Origin of the sequence: Mycobacterium sp. 852002-51971_SCH5477799-a, assembly GCF_001667145.1 — a bacterium.
Classification (GTDB): Bacteria; Actinomycetota; Actinomycetes; order Mycobacteriales; family Mycobacteriaceae; genus Mycobacterium.
Window position 1 is genome coordinate 1 of the sequence record NZ_LZIF01000082.1, and the last position, 24679, is coordinate 24679.

Genomic DNA, 24679 nt, shown 5'->3' on the forward strand with positions numbered 1-24679 from the left:
GGCCCAGGAGCGTCCGGCGGTGCCGGCCGGTCAAACCCGGCCAATTGCACCGGAGCGGGCGGGGGCGGCTGGGGCGCGTCCGCGGGCGGAGCCAGCGGTGCCGGGGCACCGTTGACGCCGGGTGCGTCCAGGCCGGCCGGAGCGGGCACGTCGCGCTGGCTGGGACCCGACAACGGGCCACCGCACACGGGCCAAGCGCCACGGCCCTGGGTAGCAAGCACCCGCTCGGCGACGGCGATCTGCTGTTCCTTGCTGGCGAGTTCGGCCGACGGGGCGTACTGGCCCCCGCCGTGCGAGGCCCAGGTGCTTGCGCTGAACTGCACGCCACCGTGGTAGCCGTTGCCGGTGTTGATGCCCCAGTTACCACCGGATTCGCAACGGGCGACCTGATCCCATTCACCATCGGTGGCCGCGGCCGCTTGGCCGGCAAGGGCGATGCTGCCGCCACCAAGAACCGCGCCGGTGAAGGCGATCTTGGCGACGCTGATGTTCGAACTGCTGGGCTTACGGTGACGTCCACTCATACGCGCCGATGTATTCCTCTCTCGTCACGCGCCTGCGAGGTCAGCTGTCGGGTTCGGGTTGGAGAGGCCACCCGGCCGGCGTGTCTCAAACGAGACGACGCCGACTTCACCCCAAGGAGCCGCAAGCGGCCCCAGTCCGATCACGGTGAACCGGTGGGTCCCCCGCCTCCATCCATGTATTTCGGAGGCCCCCCGCCTATTGGATGGAGCTCGGCGCGATAGGGAGGGGAGGTCCGCCAATCGGGATGGCTGGCGAACCTCCGGAGACGTTAACCGTTTCAGTTGGTCTCGTCACGTCTGGGGAAACCCGGCGTTTCCCTCTCAGCCATCCGCGAAAACCCCAGGAACACATAGTGTTTGCGCAGGTCGCGATGCGCGATATCGGAGCGTGATCGCGCCGTTATCGTTCCGTTACGTGAGATATGTCACAGTTTCAACCGCCAGAAAAGGGCGGCAGGACATCGATCGTGTCACCGGTTTGCAACGCCGAGGTCTCGTCGCGCACGGCGATCCCGTCGCGCAGGTACGAGCATCGGGTCAACACCGTGGCCAGGCGCGACCCCCGAACGGCGAGCCGCTCAACCAGCTCGCCGACCGTCGTGCCGGGGCGCAGGACCACCGCCTCCGAGTCGATGCCCGCGGCCGCCCGCGCGGCGGCGAAGTAGCGCACCGTCACCTGGATTCCATCGGCTTGGACAGGGGCCTGTCCGGCGGGACTAGCCACCGATCGCGCTCATCGGGCGGTTGGGCTGGATGAAGTTCGGATCGTTGATGCCGTGGCCGGCGGGCTTGCCCCACATCGCGGTGCGCCACGCCGACTCGATCGCGTCGTCGGGCGCTCCGCTGCGGAGCAGCCCGCGCAGGTCGGTCTCCTGTTCGGCGAACAGGCAGCTGCGAACCTGGCCGTCGGCCGTCAAGCGGGTGCGGTCACACGCCCCGCAAAACGCGTGCGAAACCGATGCGATCACCCCGAACTTGCCGCTTGGCGTGCCCGGGCCGGTATCGACCAGCCAGAGCTCGGCGGGGGCCGACCCCCGCGGCGCCGGGTCGGGCCGCAGCCGGAAGTGCGGACGCAGCGCGGCCAGCACGTCGTCGGCGCTCAGCGCCGCGTCCCGTCGCCATTGGTGTCCGGCATCCAGCGGCATCTGCTCGATCACGCGCAACTGGTAGCCGTGCTCGAGGCAGAACCGCAACAGCCCCACCACGTCCTCGCGTCCGGTGCCGGGGTCCAGCACGGCGTTCACCTTCACTGGCGTCAGGCCGGCCTCGTGGGCGGCGGCCAGGCCGTTCAGCACGTCGGCGAGCCGGTCGCGACGGGTGATGGCCGCGAAATTCCGGCGATCCACGCTGTCCAGCGAGACGTTGACTCGATTCAGGCCGGCCGCGGCGAGCCCGGCCGCGCGCCGCGCCAGCCCGACACCGTTGGTGGTCAGCGAGATCTCGGGGCGAGGCTGTAGAGCGGCGGCCTCGGCGACCACCTCTTCGAGGTGGCGCGCCAGCAAAGGTTCGCCGCCCGTGAACCGCACGCTGGTCACCCCCAGCCGGGTGACCGCGATGCGCAACAGTCTGGCCAGCTCGTGGGCGCCCAGCAGTTGTTCGCCCGGCAGCCAGTTGAGGCCTTCCGCCGGCATGCAATAACTGCACCGCAGGTTGCAGCGGTCGGTCAGCGAGACCCGCAGATCGGTGGCGACCCGGCCGTAAGTGTCCACCAGCGGACCGCTGACCGGCGCATCGGCGGCAACGGCCGGGCCGTCATCGCGGCGCGGCACCGAAGGGACCCCCAGCGTCGTCAGGGTCATGCGGCCGCCAGCGGCGCGTAGTGAGTCGGCGAGCTGACCGGCACGATCTGCTTGCCCAGCGGCATCAACGAAACCGGAATCAGTTTCAGGTTGGCCAGCGCCAGCGGGAGGCCGACGATAGTGAGCGCCATCGCCGCCGCGCTGACCAGATGACCGATCGCCAGCCACACGCCGAACAACACGACCCAGATGACGTTTCCGACCAGGGCGCCGGACCCCGCCGTCGGCTTGTCCACAATCGTGCGGCCGAACGGCCACAGCGCGTAGGAGGCGATGCGCAGCGACGCGAACCCGAACGGAATGGTGATGATGAGCACGAAGCTTACGATCGCCGCAGCCAGGTAGCCGACGGCCATCCAAAGGCCGCCGAAGACTAGCCAGATGACGTTAAGGATCAGGCGCATATCTCCTCCGCGGTTACCACCAAGCGTACCGAGTACCCAATAACGGGGGTGCTCGTCATCTGGGCTTCCGAGTAGGATCAGACTCCTAACACGGCGTCCTGCGCAGGCGGGACGCTTATTTCGCTGCCTATTTCTATTGATTCGCTAGACAAGCAGGTGAGACCAGTGCCGACGGGCAAGGTGAAGTGGTACGACGCTGACAAGGGCTTCGGCTTCCTGTCGCAAGAGGACGGCGAAGACGTGTACGTTCGCTCGTCGGCGTTGCCCGCTGGGGTCGAGGGCCTCAAGGCGGGCCAGCGTGTCGAGTTCGGCATCGCCTCCGGACGGCGCGGACCGCAAGCGTTGAGCCTCAAACTGATTGAGCCACCGCCTAGCCTGACCAAGACGCGTCGCGAGGTGCCCGCCGAGCACAAGCACAGCCCCGACGAGCTGCACGGGATGGTCGAGGACATGATCACGCTGCTCGAAGGCGCGGTGCAGCCCGAGTTGCGCAAGGGTCGCTACCCGGACCGCAAGACGGCCCGCCGGGTTTCCGAGGTGGTCAGGGCCGTGGCCCGCGAGCTCGACGCCTGACGCTGACGTCGGCTGGCGGTACCCGCGCTCGCGCCACGCCAGCCGGCCCGCCGGACACTTGGCCCACTGAAAAAATCGCCGTCTACAGCCGACGGAGGGTGGCGACGCCTGCGCCGGGGTACTCACAGCGCACAACGGTCAGCGAGAAGGAGGCTGTGATGGCGCAGCAAACGCAGGTCACCGAAGCGGAAGCCAGAGCTCTCGCCGAGGAGTCGCGCGAAACAGGCTGGGAAAAACCATCTTTCGCCAAAGAGTTGTTTCTTGGTCGTTTTCCGCTGGAGTTGATTCACCCGTTTCCCACACCAACGGAGGCTGACGAGGCCCGCACCCGTGCGTTTCTCGACCGGCTACGAGAATTCCTGGGCACCCTGGATGGCAGCGTCATCGAACGCGATGCGCAAATTCCCGACGAGTACGTGAAGGGTTTGGCCGATCTGGGCTGTTTCGGGATGAAAATACCGTCCGAGTACGGCGGCCTGAACATGTCACAAGTCGCCTACAACCGGGCCCTGATGATGGTGACGAGCGTCCATCCCAGTCTCGGCGCATTGCTGTCGGCTCATCAGTCCATCGGCGTACCCGAGCCGCTCAAGCTCGCCGGGACACCAGAGCAGAAACGGAAGTTCTTGCCGCGGTGCGCCGCTGGGGCCATCTCGGCATTTCTGCTTACTGAGCCCGATGTCGGCTCAGACCCGGCACGCCTGGCGTCGACGGCGACACCGGTCGAAGATGGGAAGGCCTACGAACTCGACGGCGTGAAGTTGTGGACCACCAACGGCGTGGTCGCAGAGCTGCTGGTGGTGATGGCCCGGGTGCCCAAGGGCGACGGACATCGAGGCGGCATCAGCGCCTTTGTCGTCGAGGCCGATTCGCCGGGCATCACCGTGGAGCGACGCAACAAATTCATGGGATTGCGGGGCATCGAGAACGGTGTGACCAGGCTGCACAAGGTTCGGGTCCCGAGCGATAACCTGATCGGCCGGGAAGGCGACGGCCTGAAGATCGCGCTGACCACCCTCAACGCCGGACGGTTGTCGATTCCCGCCAGCGCGACGGGCTCGTCGAAGTGGGCGCTGAAGATAGCGCGCGAATGGTCCGGTGAGCGCGTGCAGTGGGGCAAACCACTGGCCGAGCACGAGGCGGTGGCACGCAAGCTCTCGTTCATCGCCGCGACCAATTACGCCCTTGACGCGGTGCTCGAGCTGTCCGCCCAAATGGCCGACGAGGGCCGCAACGACATCCGCATCGAGGCGGCGCTGGCCAAGCTATGGTCCAGCGAGATGGCCTGCCTGATTGCCGATGAGGTGATGCAGATTCGGGGCGGGCGCGGATATGAGACGGCGGAGTCGCTGGCCGCGCGCGGCGAACGCGCGGTGCCGGTCGAGCAGGCGGTGCGGGACCTGCGGATCAATCGCATCTTCGAAGGATCCAGCGAGATCATGAGGTTGCTCATCGCGCGCGAAGCGGTCGATGCCCACCTCAATGCGGCCGGTGACCTCGCCAAGCCCGACACCGGCTTGCGGCAGAAGGCCGCCGCGGCCGTCGGGGCGAGCGGATTCTACGCAAAGTGGTTGCCGCAGCTGGTTTTCGGTGAAGGGCAGCGACCGCGGGCCTACCATGAGTTCGGTCCGCTGGCCTCACACCTCCGCTTCATCGAACGCTCCAGCCGCAAGCTGGCGCGCAACACCTTCTACGGGATGGCACGTTGGCAAGCCAAACTGGAGCAGCGGCAGGGCTTCCTCGGACGTGTTGTCGATATCGGTGCCGAACTGTTCGCGATGTCCGCGGCCTGCGTGCGGGCGGAGTCGCAACGCGCCGCCGATGCGGCGGTTGGGCAGCAGGCGTACGAGCTCGCCGAAACGTTCTGCCAGCAAGCGGCCTTGCGGGTGGAGGCGCTGTTTCACGCCCTGTGGGACAACTCCGACGCCAGCGACGTTCACCTCACCCGCAACCTGCTTCAGGGGCGCTACAGCTGGCTCGAGGACGGGGTCATCGATCAGTCCGAGGGCACCGGACCCTGGATCGCTGAGTGGGACGCGGGTGCGTCGACCGAGACCAACTTGGCACGCAGATTCCTCACGATCTGAGGCGTGCCGCGAAAAACCGGAGTTCTTGATGACTGAAATCCCAGCTATCGCTCGGCAATGAATCGCGGTTGAGCGACTATGGGAGATATGGCTTCCTATATTGCTTCCGCCGGCGAGTTCACCCGCGATACCAACTACATCACCACCCGCATCACTGCCGATGGGCGCGACGGCTATCCGGTTGAGCCCGGGCGGTACCGGTTGGTCGTCGCCCGGGCATGCCCGTGGGCGAACCGCGCGATCATCGTGCGCCGCCTGCTGGGCTTGGAAAGTGTTCTCTCCATTGGCTTTTGCGGCCCCACCCACGACGAGCGGAGTTGGACGTTCGATCTCGATCCGGGCGGCGTCGACCCGGTGCTGAAGATCCCGCGGCTGCAGGACGCCTACTTCAGGCGTTTCCCGGACTACCCCAAAGGCATCACGGTCCCGGCGATCGTCGAAGTCGAAACCGGTGCGGTGGTCACCAACGACTTCGCGCAGATGACCCTGGACCTGTCGACGGAATGGTCGGCATACCACCGCGACGGGGCGCCCGAGCTCTATCCCGAACAGCTGCGCGACGAGATCGACGAGGTGAGCAAAAAGGTCTACACAGAGATCAACAACGGCGTGTACCGGTGCGGGTTCGCCGGTTCGCAGGACGCCTATGACGCGGCCTACGACCGGTTGTTCAGCGCGCTGGATTGGGTGAGCGAGCGGCTGAGCGATCAGCGATTCCTGGTGGGAGACACCATCACCGAGGCCGACGTCCGGTTGTTCACCACCTTGGCCCGCTTCGACCCGGTGTATCACGGCCATTTCAAATGTAACCGCAGCAAATTGAGCGAAATGCCGGTGCTGTGGGCCTATGCGCGCGACCTGTTCCAGACACCCGGATTCGGTGACACCGTCGACTTCGTCCAGATCAAGCAGCACTACTACATCGTGCACGCCGACATCAATCCCACCCGGATCGTGCCCAAGGGTCCGGACCTGGCCGGCTGGCTATCCCCGCACGGGCGAGAAAGCCTGGGCGGCAAGCCGTTCGGGACGGGAACACCGCCCGGGCCGCCGGTCGAAGGCGAACGCGTGCCGGCCGGGCACGGCGCCTGAGCTCCCCAGGCGAACGTGGCGGTGGACGTTTAGAAGGTCAGCCGCACGGACCATTCCGCGTGCGGCACATCGCGCAGCTCGCCCGCGGGATCCACCGCCAATGTCAGCAACTGCACGACGATGCCGGCCAGACGCCCGCGATGCGGGTCGACCGACGGGATCGTCACGGCGAACCGGGTGCCCGGCCGGAAGATCGTGCTGGTCGTGTTGGTCGGGTCGTCGTATACCTGGAGCAGCCGCCAGGGCGCCCGATAAATGGCATCGGGCACCGAGAGCTGAATCGGGTAACGCTCGCTGACCTTCAGCTCGCCCTGGTTCTGCGGTGTCTCGCAGTCCTCGAGGTTGAGCACGTTGCAGTACAGGTAGGGCCCCACCCGGGTCAGGTGACCGTGGGAAAAAGCGCTGATCTCGGGGTGCCGCGGTCCGGAGCGGCCGACCAGCAACCAGGCGCCGACGCCGGCTCCGACGCAAAGCACAGCCACCACGCAGGCGAGCAGCACGGCCACACCCCGCTTGCTTCCGGGTTTCACTCGGCGACCACCGCCGGAGCGCCGACACCGCGGCGCGTGCCCTCCTGCTCGACCATGATTGGCCTATTTCCTCCCAGGCCGGGAATCAGTGAGTTGCCGCGGAAACTGACCAGGGTCTGCGCCAGACCCAGAATGAGCAGCGCCGTGACCGCGGTGAAACCGACCCACAGTTCGGTGTACACCAACACCCCCAGCGCACCGCCGAGGACCCAGGCCAACTGCAATGTGGACTCCGAGCGCCCGAAGCCCGATGCGCGGGATTCCTCCGGCAGGTCGTTTTGCAGCGACGCGTCCAGGGACGCCTTCCCGATGGCGCTGGCCCCCGACGTGACCAGCGTGGCGATCACGGCCAGCACCAGGTTGCCGGCCACCGAGGCGGCCAGCGCGACTGCGCTCACCGCGACCGTGCAGCGCACCACCAGCACGGCGGGCCGGCCCAGCTTCAGGCGCGCACTGGTGAAATTGCCGGCGAAATTGCCGATCCCCGCCGCGGCGCCGATCACCCCGAGCATCGCGACCTGGGCCCAGCCATTGGCCTGATGGGCCTTGGCGACGAATGCGGGATAAAGGAAGAGAAAGCCCACCATGACCTTGATGGTGCAGTTGCCCCAGAGCGACGTGATGATGTTGCGGCCCAACGGCTGTCGCAGTGCGCCGCTGACTTCCTTGTGCCAGCTGCGCCGCAGCGGTTCACTGTCCTGGCGGTAGCTCAGGGTGGCGGGAACCTCGCCGGTGGTCACCTCGACCCAGCGCGGTATCCGCATGGACAGCAGGGCGCCGGCGATCGTCACCGCGATCACCACGAGCAAGGCGCCGGGCAGCTTGAACAGGTGGGCGCAGGCGAACTCGACGCCACCCGCAATCGCACCGCCGGCGATCGTGCCGCCCAGCAGACCGAACATGGTCAGCCTGGCGTTCACCCGCACCAGGTCGATGGTCGGCGGCATCACCCGCGGTGTCACCGCGCTGCGCAGCACGCTGAACGACTTCGAGAACACCATCATCGCGAGCGCGCACGGATAGAGCACCCACGACGGAAAACTGCCGCTCGCGCCGTCGTAATTCATGACCAGCAGCACGGCCAACGCGGTGCGAAGGGCGAACGACGCGGCCAGGGCGACGCGGCGGCCGTGCTGCAGCCGGTCCAGCGCCGGACCGATCAGCGGCGCGATCACCGCGAACGGTGCGATGGTGATCAACAGGTAGAGCGCGACCCGGCCCTTGCTCTCGCCGCTTGCAGCGGCGAAGAACAAGGTGTTGGCCAGGGCGACGGCCATCGCGGCGTCCACAGCAAAGTTGGCCACCACGGGCCACGTCAGTGCCGTCAGACCTGACTTGTCGGCGCCGTCTGCGGTCGCGGCCCGCTGCACCATCCAGTACATCCGCGAGCCCATCTCGCGGCTGCGCATCGCTGCGGCGCGGGTGACGGTGATCCGCTCGGCGGGGCCACGAGACGCCCCGCCGCCGTTGCGTTCCGGCTCCGGCTGATGGTCCAGGGGCGGTAGATAGCGGTTGGCGCTCGGCATCGGCGACGCACGGCGGGCACGCCGATCGGCGGCGCCGCCGCCGGCGGGGTAGTTCGCCGCGCCCGGATGCTGGGAGGCAGGGCCGTTGCGGGGCCGGCGGCCCGGCTGAGAGGCCACCCGGCCCGGATCGTTTTGCCGCCTTCCAGACACGTCCCGATTCTCCCCTATGCCGACTGCATGCGTCTGCAGGCAACGGGGTGTGGCTCGTCAACCTAGTATTGGAAACGCGATGCAGAAAGAGGACAGCGTGACCCGACCCATCGAGGAGCCCACCGTGGACTACGCCGTGGCGACCGTGGGCGACTGGCCCGAGGGGTTGGCGGCGGTGCTCACGGGCGCGGCAGACCAGGCCAGGGCCGCCGTCATCGAGTTCAGCGGCCCGGAGATGGTCGGCGACTATCTGGGCGCCGGCTACGAAGACCCGAACACCGCCACCCACCGGTTCCTGGCGCATCTACCCGGCTACCAGGGGTGGCAATGGGCGGTCGTGGTGGCGGCCTATCCCGGCGCCGAGCACGCCACCATCAGCGAGGTGGTGCTGGTGCCGGGGCCGACGGCATTGCTGGCGCCCGAATGGGTGCCGTGGGAGCAGCGGGTACGGCCCGGGGACTTGAGCCCCGGGGACCTGCTGGCGCCCGCCGCCGACGATCCTCGGCTGGTGCCCGGCTACACCGCCAGTGGGGATCCCCAGGTCGACGAGACCGCCGCGGAAATCGGGCTGGGCCGTCGTTGGGTGATGAGCGCGGAGGGCCGCTCCGAGGCGGCCGAACGCTGGCGCACCGGTGACTACGGCCCCGAATCGCCGATGGCGCGCTCCACCAAGCGGGTGTGTCGCGACTGCGGCTTCTTCCTGCCGCTGTCGGGTTCCCTGGGTGCGCTGTTCGGGGTGTGCGGCAACGAATTGTCGGCCGACGGGCACATCGTCGACAAGCTGTACGGCTGCGGTGCCCACTCGGACACTCCGGCCATGGCGGGCACCGGGTCGCCGGCCTACGAGCCGTACGACGACGGCCTGTTGGACGTCACTCAGGCGCCGGTCGAGCCGACCGCGCCGCTTTCGGAGTCGCCGGAGGCCGCACAAGCACAGCCGGAGCCCGAGACCGGGCAATCCCAGCCCGAGACGCCGGGCGCAAATGCGGAAGCCGAGACGCAGACCGCAAATGCGGAAGCCGAGACGCAGACCGAAACTGCGGAAGCCGCACCCGTGGCCGAGGCGCCGGAGTCCGGGCAGCGGCCGCAGGACGAGACGCCCGACTGACTAGCCGGCTTCGGCGGCTGCCTTGATGCGCGCCAGCGAGGCGTTCATGCCGTCGAGCAACTCACGTTCAAACTTCGTGGTCCCGCCGAAGAGCGCGTTCACCGACAGATTCGAAAATGCGGTGACGCCGTTTTCGGCATGCCGGCTCTCGATCAGCCGGGTGCCGTCGCCGCTGGGCTCGAGCTCATAGGTCCAGATGGTGTTGTTGGTGTCGACGCGGAACGCGAGCCTGCGGTCGGGGACGATCTCGACGATCGTGCAGGTGGTCGGCCAGAACAGGCGCTTGCGGCGGTTGAGGTTGAACGTCCGGGTGCCCTGGCGCACCGGGCCGAAGGGCTTCATCCACCGGCACTGCGGACTCCACTGCGGCATTCGCCGCAGATCGGAAACCAACTCCCACACCGTGGCCACCGGCGCGTCGATATCGACATGCGCTTGCAACAGCGGGGCTACCATCGCTCCTCCTGGTGGCGAATTAGTTGTGGTCGAGAAAGTTTTCGAGTCCGGCCTGAGCGCCGCGCGCGCCACGACGGGCCGCGGCGAGTTGCAGCAAGAAGATGCTCGTGCCGAGCGCCCCGACGCCCAGCCCGGCCAGGGCCACCGGACGCCAGCTCTGCAGGGACGGCACCAAGAAAGCGGCGCCCACCGCGACCAGCCAACCCAGCGCGCCGAGCGTGATGAACGGCCACGCACGCAGCAGCGCAGCCGGCAGCGGCGGTGCCGTGCGGTTGCGACCGGGTTCGGCAGACATCGCGATCAACATAACCCGCCGCCGGCGTCCGCCGCAGTGCACTCGTCTGTCGACGCGGATGATCGAAAACCACGAAGCAATGCGGGATGCGCGGGCGGATAAGCGTTTCGATGAAAAAACTCCGCCGCTTGGCCATACCGATCAACACCCCGTCGTTCACGGGTTCGTGTCTCGGTTTGGAAGCCTGCCGTGTAACCTCGCGCCATGCCTGACAGCGATGCGCGGCTCGCCAGCGACCTGTCACTGGCAGTGATGCGGCTGGCCCGCCAACTGCGGTTTCGCAATCCGTCGTCGCCGGTGTCGTTGTCCCAGCTGTCGGCGCTGGCGATGTTGACCAACGAAGGCCCGATGACCCCCGGGGCCCTGGCGATCCGCGAGCGGGTCAGGCCGCCCTCGATGACCCGGGTGATCGCGTCGCTGGCCGAGATGGGCCTGGTGGATCGCGCGCCGCACCCCGTCGACGGCCGGCAGGTGCTCGTGTCGGTCTCCGAGTCTGGGGCCGAGCTGGTCAAGGCAAACCGTCGCGCCCGCCAGGAGTGGCTGGCCAAGCGGCTGGCGACGCTGGACGGCGAACAACGCGATACCCTGCGCAACGCGGCCGATCTAATGCTGGCGCTGGTCGACGAAGGCCCGTGAGCCACACCACCGAAGCCCGAATGATCACCGACGTTGACGACCCCGACGATCCGAGGCTCGACGATTTTCGCGACCTGAACAGCGTCGACCGTCGTCCAGATCTGCCGTCCGGGAAGGGTCTGGTGATCGCCGAGGGTGTGCTGGTGGTGCAGCGCATGCTCGCGTCACGCTTCCGCCCGCACGCCCTGTTGGGCACCGACCGCCGGCTCACCGAGCTCGAAGATGACCTGGCCGGTAGCGCCGTGCCCTTTTACCGGACCTCCGCCGACGTCATGGCCCAAGTGGTCGGCTTCCACCTCAACCGCGGTGTGCTGGCCGCGGCCCGCCGGGTGGCCGAACCCAGCGTTGCCGAGGTGATCGCGGGGGCCCGCACCGTCGCTGTGCTCGAAGGGGTCAACGATCACGAGAACCTGGGCTCGATCTTCCGCAACGCCGCGGGGCTCGGCGTCGACGCGGTGGTGTTCGGCAGCGGCTGCGCCGACCCGCTGTACCGCCGCGCGGTCCGGGTGTCGATGGGCCACGCGCTGCTGGTGCCGTTCGCGCGCGCAACCTGTTGGCCCGCCGACCTCAAAAGATTGCGAGACAACGGTTTTCGACTTATGGCGATGACCCCGCAGGACACCGCTTGCGCCTTGCCGGACGCGATGGCGACCGTGTGCGACGAACGCGTCGCGGTGTTGGTGGGCGCCGAGGGGCCCGGACTGACGCCCGCCGCGCTGCGGTCAAGCGACGTGCGGGTGCGCATCCCGATGTCGCGGGGCACCGACTCGCTCAACGTCGCGACGGCGGCGGCGTTGGCGTTCTACGAGCGTGCCCGCTCGACGAAAGGCGGCGATGGACAGTCAAACTAGGCTCCGGCTGATGAGAGACGAGTCCGTCCCCTGGGCAACGGGTTTGACGGTGACCGCATTCGTTGCCGCGGTCACCGCCGCCGCGATCGTGGTGCTCAGTCTGGGGCTGCTTCGGGTGCACGTGCTGCTGGCCGTCGGGCTCAACATCGTGGCCGCCGGGGGACTGGCACCGACCCTGTGGGGGTGGCGGCGCACCCCGGTGCTGCGCTGGTTCGTGCTGGGTGCGGCTGTGGGCGTCGCGGGAGCCTGGGTGGTGCTGCTCGCTTTGACGGCCGCGGGTCGCGTTTAGTGGAGCACGCGAAGCGGGCGCTTTAGCGCTGTCCGCCCGAGCGCACGCCGAGCAACACGTCTTCCCACGCCGGAATGACCGGCTTGCCGCGGCGGGTGTGCACGGGTTTTTCCTCAGGCTCCGCGGCCACCGGGGCTTCCGCGGCGGGCGGCTTCGCGAGCTCTTCGAAGTCGACATGGGCAACCCGGGCCAGGGGGCGCAGCGGAAGTTCGAAGCTGGGGTCGATCAGCGCGCTGGCCGCGTCGTCGATGGCGGTGACCGTTCCGCCGTGGGCGCCCGGGCAAAAGCAGAAATGCGCGAGGTTGTCGGACCGGCCGACCTTCCACGCGAGTTGCACCGTCCAGCGGTTGTCTTCGTTGCGCCAGGCATCCCAGCTCAGTTTGTCGTGGCTGAGACCCCGGCTCACCAGCGCGGCGCTGACCGTCTCCAGCAGGGTCAGCACAGCGGGACCGTCGGCCAGCATCGGGTGGGCGGCGGTTGCCAGCTCCGCGGCGCGGAACCGTTCCAACAGCACCGGGTGGGCGAAGCGGCGGATCCGCGACACCTCCGAGCCGGACGCCGCGGCGACCTGCTCGACGGAGGCGCCCGAGCGGATCTTGGCCTGAATTTCCTTGGGGCTCAGCATGTTGGTGACTTCAATCTCGAGCTGCGGTTGCTCGCAGGACAGGGCTGCGTCACGCAGCAGCGTTCGCAGGCGGTCATCGGCCGCCAGCTTGAACTGCTCCGCGGGATCGTCACCCTCGCAGATGACATATTTGCTGTCGGCATCCAGCCCTACCACTTTGAGTTCCCGCATGGTTATCTCCTCGCAGGCTCCGTGCAGGTCAGCGACGGACCCGTCACGTGCGCACTGTAGTCCAGCAACCGCCCATCACCTGTGCTGACACGCGGTGCGGTTGCGCCCTGATTGCCGGTCGGTTACAAGCGCTCGACGACCCAATCGATGCATTGGGTCAGCGCGCTCACGTCGTCGGGCTCGACCGCCGGGAACATCCCCACCCGCAGCTGGTTGCGGCCGAGTTTGCGGTAGGGCTCGGTGTCGACGACGCCGTTGGCCCGCAGAATCTTCGCGACGGCCGCGGCGTCGACCTCGTCGGCGAAGTCGATGGTGCCCACCACCTGCGAGCGCAGCTTCGGGTCGGTGACGAATGGCGTGGTGTAGAAGCGCTCCTCGGCCCAGGAATACAGCCGGCCCGAGGAGTCCGCGGTGCGTTTGACGGCCCAGTCCAGCCCGCCATTGCCCAGCATCCAGTCGACCTGCTCGGCCATCAGTGCCAGGGTGCCGACCGCCGGGGTGTTGTACGTCTGGTCCTTCAGGCTGTTCTCCACGGCGATGGGCAGCGACAGGAAGTCGGGAACCCAGCGGCCGGAGGCGGCGACGGACTCGACGCGGGCCAGTGCCGCCGGACTCATGATGGCCAGCCACAGGCCGCCGTCGCTGGCGAAGTTCTTCTGTGGAGAGAAGTAGTAGGCATCGGTTTCGGCGATGTCGACGGGCAGCCCGCCGGCGCCCGAGGTCGCGTCGATGACGATCAGGGCGTCGCCGGAACCTGCCGGCCGGCCGATGGGCACCGCGACGCCGGTGGACGTCTCGTTGTGCGCCCAGGCGATGACGTCCACCGAGGGGTCGCTTTGGGGCTCGGGGGCGCTGCCGGCGTCCGATTTGATGACGACGGGATCACCGATGAAGGGGTTCTTGGCGACAGCGACGGCGAACTTGGAGCTGAACTCGCCGAAGGACAGGTGCAGCGAACGCTTGTCGATCAGGCCGAAGGCCGCGGCGTCCCAGAACGCGGTGGCGCCGCCGTTGCCCAGAATGACCTCGTAACCCTCGGGCAGCGAAAACAGATCGGCGAGCCCGGACCGCAGCCGGCCGACCAGGTTCTTGACCGGCGCCTGCCGGTGCGAGGTGCCGAACAGCGGCGCCGCTGACGTGCTCAGCGCCTGCAGCTGTTCGGGCCGGACCTTCGACGGGCCACAGCCGAAGCGGCCGTCGCGGGGTTTGATGTCAGCGGGGATCTCGAGCTGGTCAGCCATGTTCATCAGGGTAGTGAGCCGACCCGACTGACATGTGCGGTGGCCCGTCCGCGGGCCTCAGCCTCCGGGTCAAAAGGCCTGCTCGGATGCGACTGGACGTTTGGCCGTGTGTGATCTGGGGCATAAAAAATTCATGACCACCGGTCAGGTCACACTGCTTGAGAGGGTCTGGAGAATATCCGGTACCTGCGGTACTGTCTGGACATAGCACGTCCAAATGTAAACCTCTTGGGGAGGCCTGGATATGGCTAGGACGCGATTGGTCCGGCGTTGGCGCAGCAACATGGAAGTGCGCGACGACGCCGAATACGTCAACATGCTTGCCACACTGTCCGAGGGGTCGGTGCGGCGCAACTTCAACCCGTACACCGACATCGACTGGGATTCGCCGGAATTCGCTGTCACGGAAAACGATCCGCGGTGGATTCTGCCGGAGACCGACCCACTGGGCCGGCACCCCTGGTATCTCGCGCAGTCGGACGAGCGCAAGATCAAGATCGGGATGTGGCGCCAGGCCAACGTGGCCAAGGTGGGACTGCACTTCGAGTCCATCCTGATCCGCGGCCTGATGAACTACACGTTCTGGGTGCCCAACGGGTCTCCTGAGTACCGGTACTGCCTGCACGAGTCGGTTGAAGAATGCAACCACACCATGATGTTCCAGGAGATGGTCAACCGCATCGGCGCCGACGTACCGGGCATGCCGCGGATTCTCAAGTGGCTTTCGCCGTTGGTTCCGCTGGTGGCCGGCCCGCTGCCGGTGGCATTCTTCATCGGCGTGCTGGCCGGCGAGGAGCCCATTGACCACACGCAGAAAAACGTTCTGCGCGAGGGCAAGTCGTTGCACCCGATCATGGAGCGGGTGATGGCCATTCACGTGGCCGAGGAGGCCCGCCACATCTCGTTCGCTCACGAGTTCCTGCGCAAGCGCGTGCCGGAGCTTACCAAGAGGCAGCGATTCTGGACCGCGTTGTACCTGCCACTGACCATGAAGGCGCTCTGCCGCGCAATCGTGGTGCCGCCCAAGGCTTTCTGGCGCGAGTTCGATATCCCGCGCGAGGTGAAGAAGGAACTGTTCTTCCGCTCGCCGGAGTCGCGGAAGTGGCTCAGCGACATGTTCGGTGACGTGCGGATGCTGGCTTATGACACCGGTCTGATGGAGACTCGCTCGGCACGGTTGATGTGGCGGTTGTGCAAGATCAACGGCAAGCCGTCGCGTTACCGCAGCGAGCCGCAGCGCCAGCACCTCGCCGCGGTTCCGGCCGCTTAACAACTGCGAGATCCTTTATGCCGCACGTTATTACCCAGTCGTGCTGTAACGACGGGTCCTGTGTTTTCGCGTGCCCGGTGAATTGTATTCACCCGTCACCGGACGAGCCGGGCTTCGCCACCTCGGAGATGCTCTACATCGATCCGGTGGCGTGCGTGGACTGCGGTGCCTGTGTGAGCGCATGCCCCGTGGGCGCGATCGCACCCGACACCCGGCTGGACTCCAAGCAGTTGCCGTTTATCGAGATCAACGCATCCTTCTACCCGGACCGGCCGAAGGACGAGAAGCTGCCGCCGACGTCGAAGCTGGCCCCGGTGATCCCGGCGGCGGAGGTGCACGCCCGCCGAAGGCCGCTGACCGTGGCCATCGTCGGATCGGGGCCCGCGGCGATGTATGCCGCCGACGAATTGCTGACCCAGCAGCGCGTCCGCGTCAACGTCTTCGAAAAGCTGCCCACTCCTTATGGTTTGGTGCGGGCCGGGGTGGCGCCGGATCACCAGAACACCAAGAGGGTCACCCGGCTGTTCGACAGGGTCGCCGGTGACCGCCGGTTCCGGTTCTATCTCAACGTGGAGGTCGGCGAGCAGCTGAGTCATGCGGACCTGCTGGCTCACCACCACGCCGTGCTGTACGCCGTCGGCGCACCCGATGACCGGCGGCTGGACATCGAGGGCATGGGTCTGCCGGGGACCGGTACCGCAACCGAATTGGTCGCGTGGATCAATGGGCATCCCGAGTTCGCCGATCTGCCAGTTGATCTCAGCCACGAGCGGGTGGTGATCGTGGGCAACGGCAACGTCGCCCTCGATGTTGCCCGGGTGCTGACCACGAATCCCGACGAGCTGGCCCGCACCGACATCGCCGACCACGCGCTGGCGGCCTTGCGGGGCTCGGCGGTGCGCGAGGTGGTGATCGCCGCCCGGCGCGGCCCCGCGGATTCGGCGTTCACGCTGCCCGAGCTGATCGGGCTCACCGGCAGCTCCGAGGTGGTGCTCAGCGCGGCCGACCATCAGCTGGTGGCGGCCGATCTCGCGACCGCTTCGGATGCGTTGACCAAGCGCAAGCTGGAAACCTTGAGCACGCTCGGCGACGACGCAACGCCGTCGGACCGCCCCAGGATCAGGCTGGCGTATCGGCTCACCCCGAACCGGGTGCTGGGGGACCAGCGCGCCACCGGCATCGAGTTCTCGGTCACCGGTAGCGATGAGACGCGCCAGCTGGATACGGGTCTGGTGCTGACGTCGATCGGCTACCGCGGCAAGCCGATTCGCGATTTGCCCTATGACGAATCATCGGCCGTCGTGCCGAATGACGGAGGCCGCGTCGTCGAGCCCGCCTCCGGTGAACCGGTGCCGGGTGCATACGTCGCGGGCTGGATCAAGCGGGGCCCCAGTGGCTTCATCGGCACCAACAAGTCGTGCTCGTTTGAGACCGTGCAGTCCCTGGTCGCCGATTTCAACGCCGGCAAGCTGACCGATCCGGTGGGCAGGCCCGAGGCACTGGCCAGCCTGGTGCACGCCCGTCATCCCGACGCGATCGACGCGGCGGGATGGCGCGCCATCGACGCCGCCGAGATCGCGCGCGGCAGCGACGCCGGCCGGCCGCGCAACAAGTTCACCGACGTGTCCGCCATGCTCGCAGCAGCAGCCGCCGCAGAGCCGGCGCCGCCACCGCGACGCCGGCTGCTGGATCGGCTGCTCGGCTAACCGGCTCCCTGCCCGGACATCGCCGCCGAAATCTCGTCCATGCTGACCTCGCGGACCGGCTGCCCCAGTGACCAGTGGTGGCCGAACGGGTCGGCCACCATGCCGTAGCGGTCGCCCCAGAACTGGTCGTCCAGCGGGGTCACCACGGTGGCACCCGCATCCAGCGCCCGCTGGAAGCTGGCATCGACGTCGGTGACCGTCAGGTGGATCGTGACGGGGGTGCCGCCCAGCGACGTCGGCGTCATCGATTTGCCCCCACACACTTCGGGGAAGTCGTCGTTGAGCATCACCGTGAAGCCGTTGATGCGCACCGCGGCGTGCACCAGTTTGCCATCGGGACGCGGCACGCGTCCTATTTCTTCTGCCCCAAAAGCCTTGACGTAGAAGTCGATTGCCGCGCCGGCATCGTCGACTACCAGGTGCGGGGACAGTGCCGGTTCGATGTTTATCGCCATGCTGCTTCTCCTTGTCGGTTCCCTTTCCTGCCCGGGGGAGGGCAGGTCCACGATTTATGACTGCGCCGGCGACGAAAACTCATCGCGACGACAACCATTAGATCGCCGGGTACCGACAATCGAGCGGCTCAGGCGTTGGTCAGACTGCGGTTCCAGCCCTCGACGGATTCCGGGCTGCGCGGGCCCGGGCCCACGTAGATGGCCGACGGCCGGACCAGCTTGCCCAGCCGTTTCTGCTCGAGAATGTGGGCGCACCACCCCGCGGTACGGCCGCACGTGAACATTGCCGGCATCATGCTGGCCGGCACCCGGGCGAAGTCCAGCATCACGGCGGCCCAGAACTCGACGTTGGTCTCGATGGCCCGGTCCGGACGGCGCTCGCGCAGCTCCGCCAGCGCCGCCTGCTCCAGCGCGACGGCCACCTCGTGGCGCGGGGCGCCCAGCCGTTCGGCGGTAGCGCGCAGCACACGGGCCCGCGGGTCCTCCGCGCGGTAGACCCGGTGCCCGAAGCCCATCAGCTTGTCGCCGCTGTCCAGGACCTTCTTGACCAGTCCACGCGCGTCGCCGGTGCGTTCGACCTCTTCGATCATCGGCAGCACCCGCGCCGGCGCCCCGCCGTGCAGCGGGCCGCTCATCGCGCCGATCGCCCCGGACAGCGCCGCTGCCACGTCGGCGCCGGTCGAAGCGATCACCCGTGCGGTGAACGTCGAGGCGTTCATGCCATGCTCGGCGGCCGAGACCCAGTAGGCGTCAATCGCTTCGACGTGCCGCGGGTCCGGCTCGCCCTGCCACCGCGTCATGAAACGGGCGGTGACCGTATCGCATTCGTCGATGATCCGCTGCGGGACGGCCGGCTGGTAGATGCCGCGCGCGGACTGCGCGACATAGGACAGCGCCATAACCGATGCCCGGGCGAGCTGATCGCGGGCGACGGTCTCCTCGGTGTCCAGCAGCGGCTTGTATCCCCAGATCGGGGCGAGCATCGCCAAGCCCGCCTGCACGTCGACGCGGACGTCGCCGGTGTGAATGGGCAGCGGGAACGGCTCGGCGGGCGGCAGCCCGCGGCCGAACTTGCCGTCGACCAGCAGCGCCCACACGTCGCCGAAGGTGACCTGCTGGGTCACCAGGTCTTCGATGTCGACACCGCGGTAGCGCAGCGCACCGCCGTCTTTATCCGGTTCGGCGATCTCGGTGGTGAAGGCGACCACGCCCTCGAGGCCGGGGACGAAGTCTTCAGGGACCACAGTCATACCGAAAATTCTCGCACCCCCTGATCGGCCCGACGCTACCGGCCGGTAGCAAGCGCCGGTAGCGTGGACGCGATGGCAGGACCAGACGACGAGCACCTGCAAAGAATGCGTGTGGAGTACGGGTCAGTGGAAAAAGACGGCAGTCCAGATCTGGACGCTGATTGGCTCGGCGATGGCTGGGTTTCGTTGTTGCGCAAATGGATCGATGACGCCGAGCGGTCCGGTGTCGCCGAACCCAACGCGTTGGTGCTGGCTACCGTCACCGCCGACGGCAGGCCAGCGAGCCGATCGGTGTTGTGCAAGAGCGTGGACGAGAGCGGAATCACTTTCTTCACCAACTATGACTCGGCCAAGGCCGACGATCTCGCGGCGACGGCGTACGCCTCGGCGACGTTTCCCTGGTACCAGCTCGGCCGTCAGGTCCACATCCGCGGGCCGGTCAGCAAGGTCAGCGCGCAGGTCACCGAGGACTACTGGTCCAAGCGGCCGCGCGGGTCGCAGCTGGGCGCCTGGGCGTCGCACCAATCGCAACCGATCGCGTCACGAGCGGCCCTGCTAAGCCAGCTGAGCGAGGTGACCGCCCGCTTCGCCGACCGCGAGCAGATCCCGGTCCCGCCGGGCTGGGGCGGCTATCTCATTGCTCCGGAGCTGGTTGAGTTCTGGCAGGGGCGGGAAAACCGGTTGCACAACCGCATCCGCATCACCGGCGACCGGGTGGAGCGCCTGCAGCCCTAACGCGTTGCGAGGCGTCGTACGGGACTCGATTGCCGGCGTGACCAGCAGACTCGACCCCGGGCAGGCGCCTTATCCTCATAACGACTACCTTTTGCAGTAAGCACCAAGTCAGCAGCCATTCAGCCAGAGCGCAAAGGGGTTCTCGTGGCAGACACCGACGACACCGCCACTTTGAAGTACCCGGGCGGCGAGACCGACCTGCAGATCGTCAAGGCCACCGAGGGTGCTGACGGTGTTGCGCTGGGCTCGTTGTTGTCCAAGACCGGCTACACCACGTTCGACAACGGCTTCGTCAACACCGCCGCGTGCAAGAGTTCCATCACTTACATCGACGGCGACGCGGGGATCCTGCGCTACCGCGGCATCCCTATCGAGCAGCTCGCCGAGAAGTCGACCTTCATCGAGGTGAGCTACCTCTTGATCTACGGCGAACTGCCCAGCAAGGAGCAGCTGGCCGACTTCACCAAGCAGATCCAGCTGCACACCATGCTGCACGAGGATCTCAAGCGGTTCTTCGACGGCTTCCCGCGCAACGCCCACCCGATGCCGGTGTTGTCCAGTGCCGTCAATGCGCTCTCGGCCTACTACCCCGATTCGCTCGACCCGATGGACAGCGAGGACGTCGAGCTGTCGACGATCCGGTTGCTGGCCAAGCTGCCGACCATCGCGGCCTACGCCTACAAGAAATCGGTAGGCCAGCCCTTCCTTTACCCGGACAACTCGCTGTCGCTGGTGGAGAACTTCCTGCGCATGACATTCGGGCTGCCCGCGGAGCCCTATCAGGCGGATCCCGAAATCGTTCGGGCGCTGGACATGCTGCTCATCCTGCACGCCGACCACGAGCAGAACTGTTCGACTTCGACGGTCCGGCTGGTTGGGTCGTCGCAGGCCAACCTGTTCACCTCCATTTCCGGTGGCATCAACGCGCTGTGGGGACCGCTGCACGGCGGCGCCAACCAGGCGGTGCTCGAGATGCTCGAGAAGATCCGCCAAAGCGATGACGACGTCAGCGAATTCGTGCGCAAGGTCAAGAACCGCGAAGAAGGCGTGAAGCTGATGGGCTTCGGTCACCGGGTGTACAAGAACTACGACCCCCGCGCGCGCATCGTCAAGGAACAGGCCGACAAGATCCTGGCCAAGCTGGGCGGCGACGACGACCTGCTGAGCATCGCCAAGGAGCTCGAAGAGGCGGCGCTGACCGACGACTACTTCGTCGAGCGCAAGCTCTACCCGAACGTCGACTTCTACACCGGCCTGATCTACCGGGCGCTGGGCTTCCCGACCCGGATGTTCACCGTCCTGTTCGCGCTGGGGCGGCTGCCCGGGTGGATCGCGCACTGGCGCGAGATGCACGACGAGGGCGACAGCAAGATCGGGCGTCCGCGCCAGATCTACACCGGTTACACCGAGCGCGACTACGTCACCATCGACGCACGGAAGTAGCGAGTAAGCGGATCCGCAAGCGCGGCAACCGCATCCGCTATGTGAGCGAGGCCAGCACCGCCATCGCGGCGTTGTGCCCGCCGATGCCCGACACCGCCCCGCCCCGGCGTGCGCCGGAGCCGCACAGCATGATCCGTTCGTGCGCGGTGGCCACGCCCCATTGCCGGGCCGGGGTGTCCAGCGGGTCGTCGTCTTCGGCGAAGGGCCACGACAAGCCACCGTGGAAGATGTTGCCCGCCGTCATACCCAGGCTGCGGTGCAGGTCCAGCGTGGTCGTCGTCTCGATGCATGGCCGGCCGTGCGCGTCGCTCATCAGAACCTCTTGAATCGGTTCGGCTAGAACGGAATTCAGTGACGCAAGCACGGCGTCGGTCAGTCGGTCGCGCAGGGCGCCGGAATAGGTGCCGTCGAACAGCGAGTGCGGGGTATGCAAGCCGAACACCGTCATCGTGTGGGCGTCCGAGTCGCGTAGGCCGGCCGACAGGATGCTCGGGTCGGCCAGCGAGTGGCAATAGGCCTCGCAGGGCAGCGGATTCGGGATCTGCCCGGCGGCTGCGCGCGAATACGCCGCGTCCAGCTGGTTCCAGGTTTCGTTGACGTGGAAGGTTCCGGCGAATGCGTGCTCGGGTCTCACATTCTCATCGCGCAGCCGGGGCAGCCTCCGCAACACCATGTTGACCTTGACCTGCGCGCCCTGGACCGCGCGAGTCGGCCGTTCGCCGAGAAGGCCGGCCAGGACCGTCGGGGTGACGCCGGCGAGAACGAACCGGGCCCGGAGCCGCTGCTCCTCGTCGGCGGCGCGATAGCGCACCTCCCCGCTGGGATCGACGGCGTAAACCTCTGCGCCGGTGACGATTTCGGCCCCATAGCCGACCGCCGCCGCGGCCAGGGCCGTGGTCACCGCGCCCATGCCGCCGATCGGGACGTCCCAGTCTCCGGTGCCACCGCCGAGCACGTGGTAGAGGAAGCAGACATTCTGCGCCAGCGAAGGGCCATCGAGGCGGGCGAACGTGCCGATCAGCGCGTCGGTCGCGATCACCCCGCGCACCACGTCGTTGCGCACCGCGCCGGTGATCGCGTGCCCGATCGGGTCCTCGATCAACGCCTGCCACGCGGCCGCCGCGCGGCGCTCGCCGCCTCCCACCACCTGCCGGCGGGCGCCCTCGCGGGCGCGCAGCGGTTCGAGCAATGTCGGCCACAGTCGTTCGGTGACCAGCCGGCAGCGACGGTAAAACTCGGCGAACCCCCGCGCATCGCCGGCGGCCCCGATGCCGCCGAAGGTGTCAGCGTGCGACCCGATCAGCAGCCCGGCACGCCCGCCGGTCGCGGGGTCGGGCGTGTACGACGAAAACGGCCGCCGGGCCAACCGCACACTGGCGCCCAGATCCTGCACGATTTGTGCGGGCAGCAGGCTGACCAGGTACGAGTAGCGCGATACCCGAACGCCGACACCGTCGAACGCCTGCGTCGAGACGGCCGCGCCGCCAATGTGGTCGAGCCGTTCGAGCAAGCGCACGCGCACACCCGCGCGGGCCAGATACGCGGCCGCCACGAGGCCGTTGTGGCCGCCTCCGATGACTACGGCGTCGACTTGGCTCGCGTGGTCGCTCAGCTCAGGTAGCCCTCGACCTCGTCGGGGGGACGCACCTCGGCCTCCCGCGGGTCACCGCCGGTCTCGCGCAGCGCCCGGCGCTGCCGCAGCAGGTCCCAGCACTGGTCGAGTTCCACCTCCACCCGACGGAGGCGGTCATGCTCTTCCGACGTGTCGATGTCCCCGCGCTGCAGCTGGGCCCGCAGCGCTTTCTCCTCGGCGACCAGGTCACGAATCACTGCCAGCGTGTCGTTGTCGGTCGGTTTACTGCCGTTGGCCATCGCTCCAGTGTGCCCGACCCGGGAGCCAGTGGATCGGTAAGCTGCATATCGCCTGGCACAGGACGGGCGTCAGGAGGGAGGGCCGTCATCAGCATCAAACGGCTCGTCCTGCCCTGGCTGCTCGCCCTGGTGGTGATTCCGCTGCTGATGGCCGTGATCGGCTACGAAGTGTCGGCGCGACCCCCGTCCGGTCGTGTGTCGTCGGCACCTTCGACCAGCGCTGGTGCGCCGAAGTTTTCGTTGGCGGCGTTCTCCATGACCCGCAACGGCAACAGCGTCACCCTGACCGGCGACTTGCCCGACGACTCCGCCAAAGCGACATTGCTGAAGGTGCTCAACGAGGCATTGGGCCCCGGCGTCAACATCGTCGACGAGATCCGCATCGATCCCGCCGTCGACGCGCTCGATTTCGCCAAGGCCAGGCCCGTTTTCTCCGACAGCGCCTCGATCGCCGATTTCGCCGTCACGGTGAGTACAGACACCGTCACGTTGGCGGGGACCGCGGCATCGCCCAACCAGAAGAACACCGTCGCCGCAGATGCCAAGCGGATCTGGTCGAACCTGAATATCGTTGACAGCCTCGCCGTTAGCGCGCCGACGGCGTCGCCGTCGCCCACCGCGGCCGCGTCGTGCGCCAACCTGCAATCGACGATCAACACCCTGACCGACGGCGCGCTCACCTTCGAATCGAACCTCGGCAGTCTGACCGCGTCCGACGAGCAGGTCCTGACCCGCATCGCCGACAAACTCAAAGCCTGCCCGAACGCGCACGCGACCATCAACGGCTACGCCGACAGCACCGGCAACGCGAGCCTGAACGTTCCGTTGAGCGAGGAGCGCGCGCAAACCGTCGCGGGGTTTCTAGAAGCTCACGGCGTGCCCGGCGATCGGTTGAGCACCACCGGTTTCGGATCGGCCAACCCGGTCGCCCCCAATGGCACCGACGGCGGTCGCGCCCAGAATCGCCGGGTCGAAATCGTGATCGGCTAGGGAGATTCGACGTGGACTTCGTCATCCAATGGTTGTGGTATCTGCTCGCTTTCGTAGCGGGCTCGCTCGTTGCCTGGGTGATTGCCACACTGCTCCGGCGCCCGGGGAAGGGGGCGGGGCGATGAGCCACGTGCACTGGTGGGTCTTCGGCCTGTCCTTCGGGCTGGGGCTCGTTCTGACACTCACGCTGATGCTGCCCGCCGCCAAAAGCCCACCGCCGGTGTCGAAGCCGCCGAACGAGCGGGCATCGCCGGAACCGCCGACAACCGCGATCCCGGTCACCGAGCGGCGCACCACGAACATTCCGGTCACCGAGCGGCGCACCAGCAAGATCCGGGTCCCACAAGGGTTGCCCACCACCAAGATTCGGGTGTCGCGGCGGGCGCCGTATGGGCCGGGCTCGGCCGATGCCGGCCCCGATGGCGGGGGACCGGCGGGATACTTGGTCAAAGCCCGTGCCGACGGCAAGGTATATCTGACGCCCGACGATCCGGTCTACGACTCCACCACCGCCCAGGTCTGGTTCACCGACGAGAAGTCCGCGGTGCAAGCCGGTTTCACGCCTTGGCGCGACAGCCCCGACAACCCGCGGCGGTGATGG

26 protein-coding genes, 2 pseudogenes and 1 riboswitch are annotated in these 24679 nt (G+C 67.4%); of the genes and pseudogenes, 14 read left to right on the forward strand and 14 right to left on the reverse strand.

The genetic code is table 11. The features are described from left to right. The 4 genes from A5753_RS09745 to A5753_RS09760 all read right to left on the reverse strand — a co-directional run. The coding region (locus tag A5753_RS09745) for a transglycosylase family protein (protein ID WP_067126664.1) at positions 1–524 on the reverse strand (524 nt) is incomplete at its 3' end. Positions 525–537: 13 nt separating this feature from the next. After that, a riboswitch (cyclic di-AMP (ydaO/yuaA leader) is annotated at positions 538–750 on the reverse strand. Positions 751–957: 207 nt separating this feature from the next. After that, the gene (locus A5753_RS09750; RefSeq protein WP_067126384.1) at positions 958–1248 is read right to left on the reverse strand and encodes a MoaD/ThiS family protein; all 291 of its coding nucleotides are present in this window, start codon (positions 1246–1248) and stop codon (positions 958–960) included. Then, complete coding sequence (gene moaA, locus A5753_RS09755; protein WP_067126387.1) at positions 1241–2323, reverse strand: GTP 3',8-cyclase MoaA; 1083 nt, start codon at positions 2321–2323, stop codon at positions 1241–1243. Before moaA ends, A5753_RS09750 begins: the two co-directional genes overlap by 8 nt. Next, positions 2320–2727, reverse strand: coding sequence for a YccF domain-containing protein (locus A5753_RS09760; protein WP_067126390.1), 408 nt, complete (start codon positions 2725–2727; stop codon positions 2320–2322). The genes moaA and A5753_RS09760 overlap by 4 nt, the downstream gene beginning before the upstream one ends. 165 nt (positions 2728–2892) lie before the next feature. Between A5753_RS09760 and A5753_RS09765 the strand changes: the two genes are divergently transcribed. The 3 genes from A5753_RS09765 (at position 2893) to A5753_RS09775 (ending at position 6479) form a co-directional block, all read left to right on the forward strand. Next, positions 2893–3300, forward strand: coding sequence for a cold-shock protein (locus tag A5753_RS09765; RefSeq protein ID WP_067126392.1), 408 nt, complete (start codon positions 2893–2895; stop codon positions 3298–3300). Positions 3301–3458: 158 nt separating this feature from the next. After that, positions 3459–5387, forward strand: coding sequence for an acyl-CoA dehydrogenase family protein (locus A5753_RS09770; RefSeq protein WP_067126395.1), 1929 nt, complete (start codon positions 3459–3461; stop codon positions 5385–5387). Positions 5388–5474: 87 nt separating this feature from the next. Continuing rightward, positions 5475–6479 (forward strand): glutathione S-transferase family protein, encoded by a 1005-nt coding sequence (locus tag A5753_RS09775; RefSeq protein WP_067126398.1) that lies wholly within the window; start codon positions 5475–5477, stop codon positions 6477–6479. A 29-nt stretch (positions 6480–6508) separates the two neighbouring features. Here the strand turns inward: A5753_RS09775 and A5753_RS09780 are convergent, their stop codons facing one another. After that, the gene (locus A5753_RS09780; RefSeq protein ID WP_067126401.1) at positions 6509–7009 is read right to left on the reverse strand and encodes a DUF2771 domain-containing protein; all 501 of its coding nucleotides are present in this window, start codon (positions 7007–7009) and stop codon (positions 6509–6511) included. Beyond that, the gene (locus A5753_RS09785; RefSeq protein WP_067126403.1) at positions 7006–8652 is read right to left on the reverse strand and encodes an MFS transporter; all 1647 of its coding nucleotides are present in this window, start codon (positions 8650–8652) and stop codon (positions 7006–7008) included. Before A5753_RS09785 ends, A5753_RS09780 begins: the two co-directional genes overlap by 4 nt. Positions 8653–8764: 112 nt before the next feature. On the opposite strand from A5753_RS09785, the pseudogene A5753_RS09790 reads away from it, so the two are divergent. Next, positions 8765–9577 (forward strand): annotated as a pseudogene (locus A5753_RS09790) (DUF3027 domain-containing protein); the annotation flags it as partial. A gap of 216 nt (positions 9578–9793) precedes the next feature. Here the strand turns inward: A5753_RS09790 and A5753_RS09795 are convergent. Both A5753_RS09795 and A5753_RS09800 read right to left on the reverse strand, forming a co-directional pair. Continuing rightward, positions 9794–10249 (reverse strand): SRPBCC family protein, encoded by a 456-nt coding sequence (locus tag A5753_RS09795; RefSeq protein ID WP_067126409.1) that lies wholly within the window; start codon positions 10247–10249, stop codon positions 9794–9796. A 19-nt stretch (positions 10250–10268) separates the two neighbouring features. After that, positions 10269–10544, reverse strand: coding sequence for a DUF2530 domain-containing protein (locus A5753_RS09800; protein WP_067126667.1), 276 nt, complete (start codon positions 10542–10544; stop codon positions 10269–10271). Positions 10545–10748: 204 nt separating this feature from the next. On the opposite strand from A5753_RS09800, the gene A5753_RS09805 reads away from it, so the two are divergent. From A5753_RS09805 to A5753_RS09815, 3 genes are read left to right on the forward strand one after another with little or no spacing between them, the layout of a single operon-like run. Then, complete coding sequence (locus A5753_RS09805; RefSeq protein ID WP_067126412.1) at positions 10749–11180, forward strand: MarR family winged helix-turn-helix transcriptional regulator; 432 nt, start codon at positions 10749–10751, stop codon at positions 11178–11180. Between the two features lie 20 nt (positions 11181–11200). Then, complete coding sequence (locus A5753_RS09810; RefSeq protein ID WP_067126670.1) at positions 11201–12031, forward strand: RNA methyltransferase; 831 nt, start codon at positions 11201–11203, stop codon at positions 12029–12031. Between the two features lie 10 nt (positions 12032–12041). Beyond that, positions 12042–12320 carry a DUF2537 domain-containing protein gene (locus A5753_RS09815; protein WP_067126416.1) on the forward strand — a complete coding sequence of 93 codons (279 nt, stop codon included), beginning with the start codon at positions 12042–12044 and terminating at the stop codon, positions 12318–12320. Positions 12321–12342: 22 nt separating this feature from the next. Here A5753_RS09815 and sepH read toward each other — a convergent pair whose 3' ends face one another. Both sepH and serC read right to left on the reverse strand, forming a co-directional pair. Further along, the gene (sepH, locus tag A5753_RS09820) at positions 12343–13116 is read right to left on the reverse strand and encodes a septation protein SepH (protein ID WP_067126419.1); all 774 of its coding nucleotides are present in this window, start codon (positions 13114–13116) and stop codon (positions 12343–12345) included. Positions 13117–13238: 122 nt separating this feature from the next. After that, positions 13239–14357 carry a phosphoserine transaminase gene (gene serC / locus A5753_RS09825; protein WP_156656043.1) on the reverse strand — a complete coding sequence of 373 codons (1119 nt, stop codon included), beginning with the start codon at positions 14355–14357 and terminating at the stop codon, positions 13239–13241. A 244-nt stretch (positions 14358–14601) separates the two neighbouring features. Between serC and A5753_RS09830 the strand changes: the two genes are divergently transcribed. After that, positions 14602–15627, forward strand: a complete 1026-nt coding sequence (locus A5753_RS09830) for a diiron oxygenase (protein ID WP_067126424.1) — start codon at positions 14602–14604, stop codon at positions 15625–15627. A gap of 17 nt (positions 15628–15644) precedes the next feature. Then, entirely contained in the window at positions 15645–17333 is a 1689-nt protein-coding gene (locus tag A5753_RS09835; RefSeq protein WP_067126427.1) for an FAD-dependent oxidoreductase, read from the forward strand. On the opposite strand, the gene A5753_RS09840 is transcribed toward A5753_RS09835, so the two are convergent. Next, on the reverse strand, positions 17330–17788 hold the full coding sequence (locus tag A5753_RS09840; RefSeq protein ID WP_067126430.1) for a VOC family protein: 459 nt from the start codon (positions 17786–17788) through the stop codon (positions 17330–17332). The two genes, A5753_RS09835 and A5753_RS09840, sit on opposite strands and share 4 nt — an antisense overlap. Before the next feature lie 128 nt (positions 17789–17916). Next, positions 17917–19038, reverse strand: coding sequence for a citrate synthase 2 (locus A5753_RS09845; protein ID WP_067126433.1), 1122 nt, complete (start codon positions 19036–19038; stop codon positions 17917–17919). Positions 19039–19110: 72 nt separating this feature from the next. On the opposite strand from A5753_RS09845, the gene pdxH reads away from it, so the two are divergent. Together pdxH and A5753_RS09855 are read left to right on the forward strand one after the other, a co-directional pair. Then, positions 19111–19773 carry a pyridoxamine 5'-phosphate oxidase gene (gene pdxH / locus A5753_RS09850; RefSeq protein ID WP_067126672.1) on the forward strand — a complete coding sequence of 221 codons (663 nt, stop codon included), beginning with the start codon at positions 19111–19113 and terminating at the stop codon, positions 19771–19773. A gap of 144 nt (positions 19774–19917) precedes the next feature. Beyond that, entirely contained in the window at positions 19918–21216 is a 1299-nt protein-coding gene (locus A5753_RS09855; RefSeq protein WP_067126436.1) for a citrate synthase, read from the forward strand. Between the two features lie 37 nt (positions 21217–21253). Here A5753_RS09855 and A5753_RS09860 read toward each other — a convergent pair whose 3' ends face one another. After that, positions 21254–22828 carry an NAD(P)/FAD-dependent oxidoreductase gene (locus A5753_RS09860; RefSeq protein WP_067126439.1) on the reverse strand — a complete coding sequence of 525 codons (1575 nt, stop codon included), beginning with the start codon at positions 22826–22828 and terminating at the stop codon, positions 21254–21256. Beyond that, entirely contained in the window at positions 22825–23088 is a 264-nt protein-coding gene (locus A5753_RS09865; protein WP_067126442.1) for a DUF2630 family protein, read from the reverse strand. The genes A5753_RS09860 and A5753_RS09865 overlap by 4 nt, the downstream gene beginning before the upstream one ends. Before the next feature lie 129 nt (positions 23089–23217). Between A5753_RS09865 and A5753_RS09870 the strand changes: the two genes are divergently transcribed. The 3 genes and pseudogenes from A5753_RS09870 (at position 23218) to A5753_RS09875 (ending at position 24676) form a co-directional block, all read left to right on the forward strand. Then, positions 23218–24078, forward strand: a complete 861-nt coding sequence (locus A5753_RS09870; protein WP_067126445.1) for an OmpA family protein — start codon at positions 23218–23220, stop codon at positions 24076–24078. 11 nt (positions 24079–24089) lie between these two features. Then, positions 24090–24197: pseudogene (locus tag A5753_RS24820) on the forward strand (hypothetical protein); the annotation flags it as partial. A gap of 2 nt (positions 24198–24199) precedes the next feature. Then, entirely contained in the window at positions 24200–24676 is a 477-nt protein-coding gene (locus tag A5753_RS09875) for a hypothetical protein (protein ID WP_067126448.1), read from the forward strand. The last annotated feature ends 3 nt before the right edge of the window (positions 24677–24679 follow it).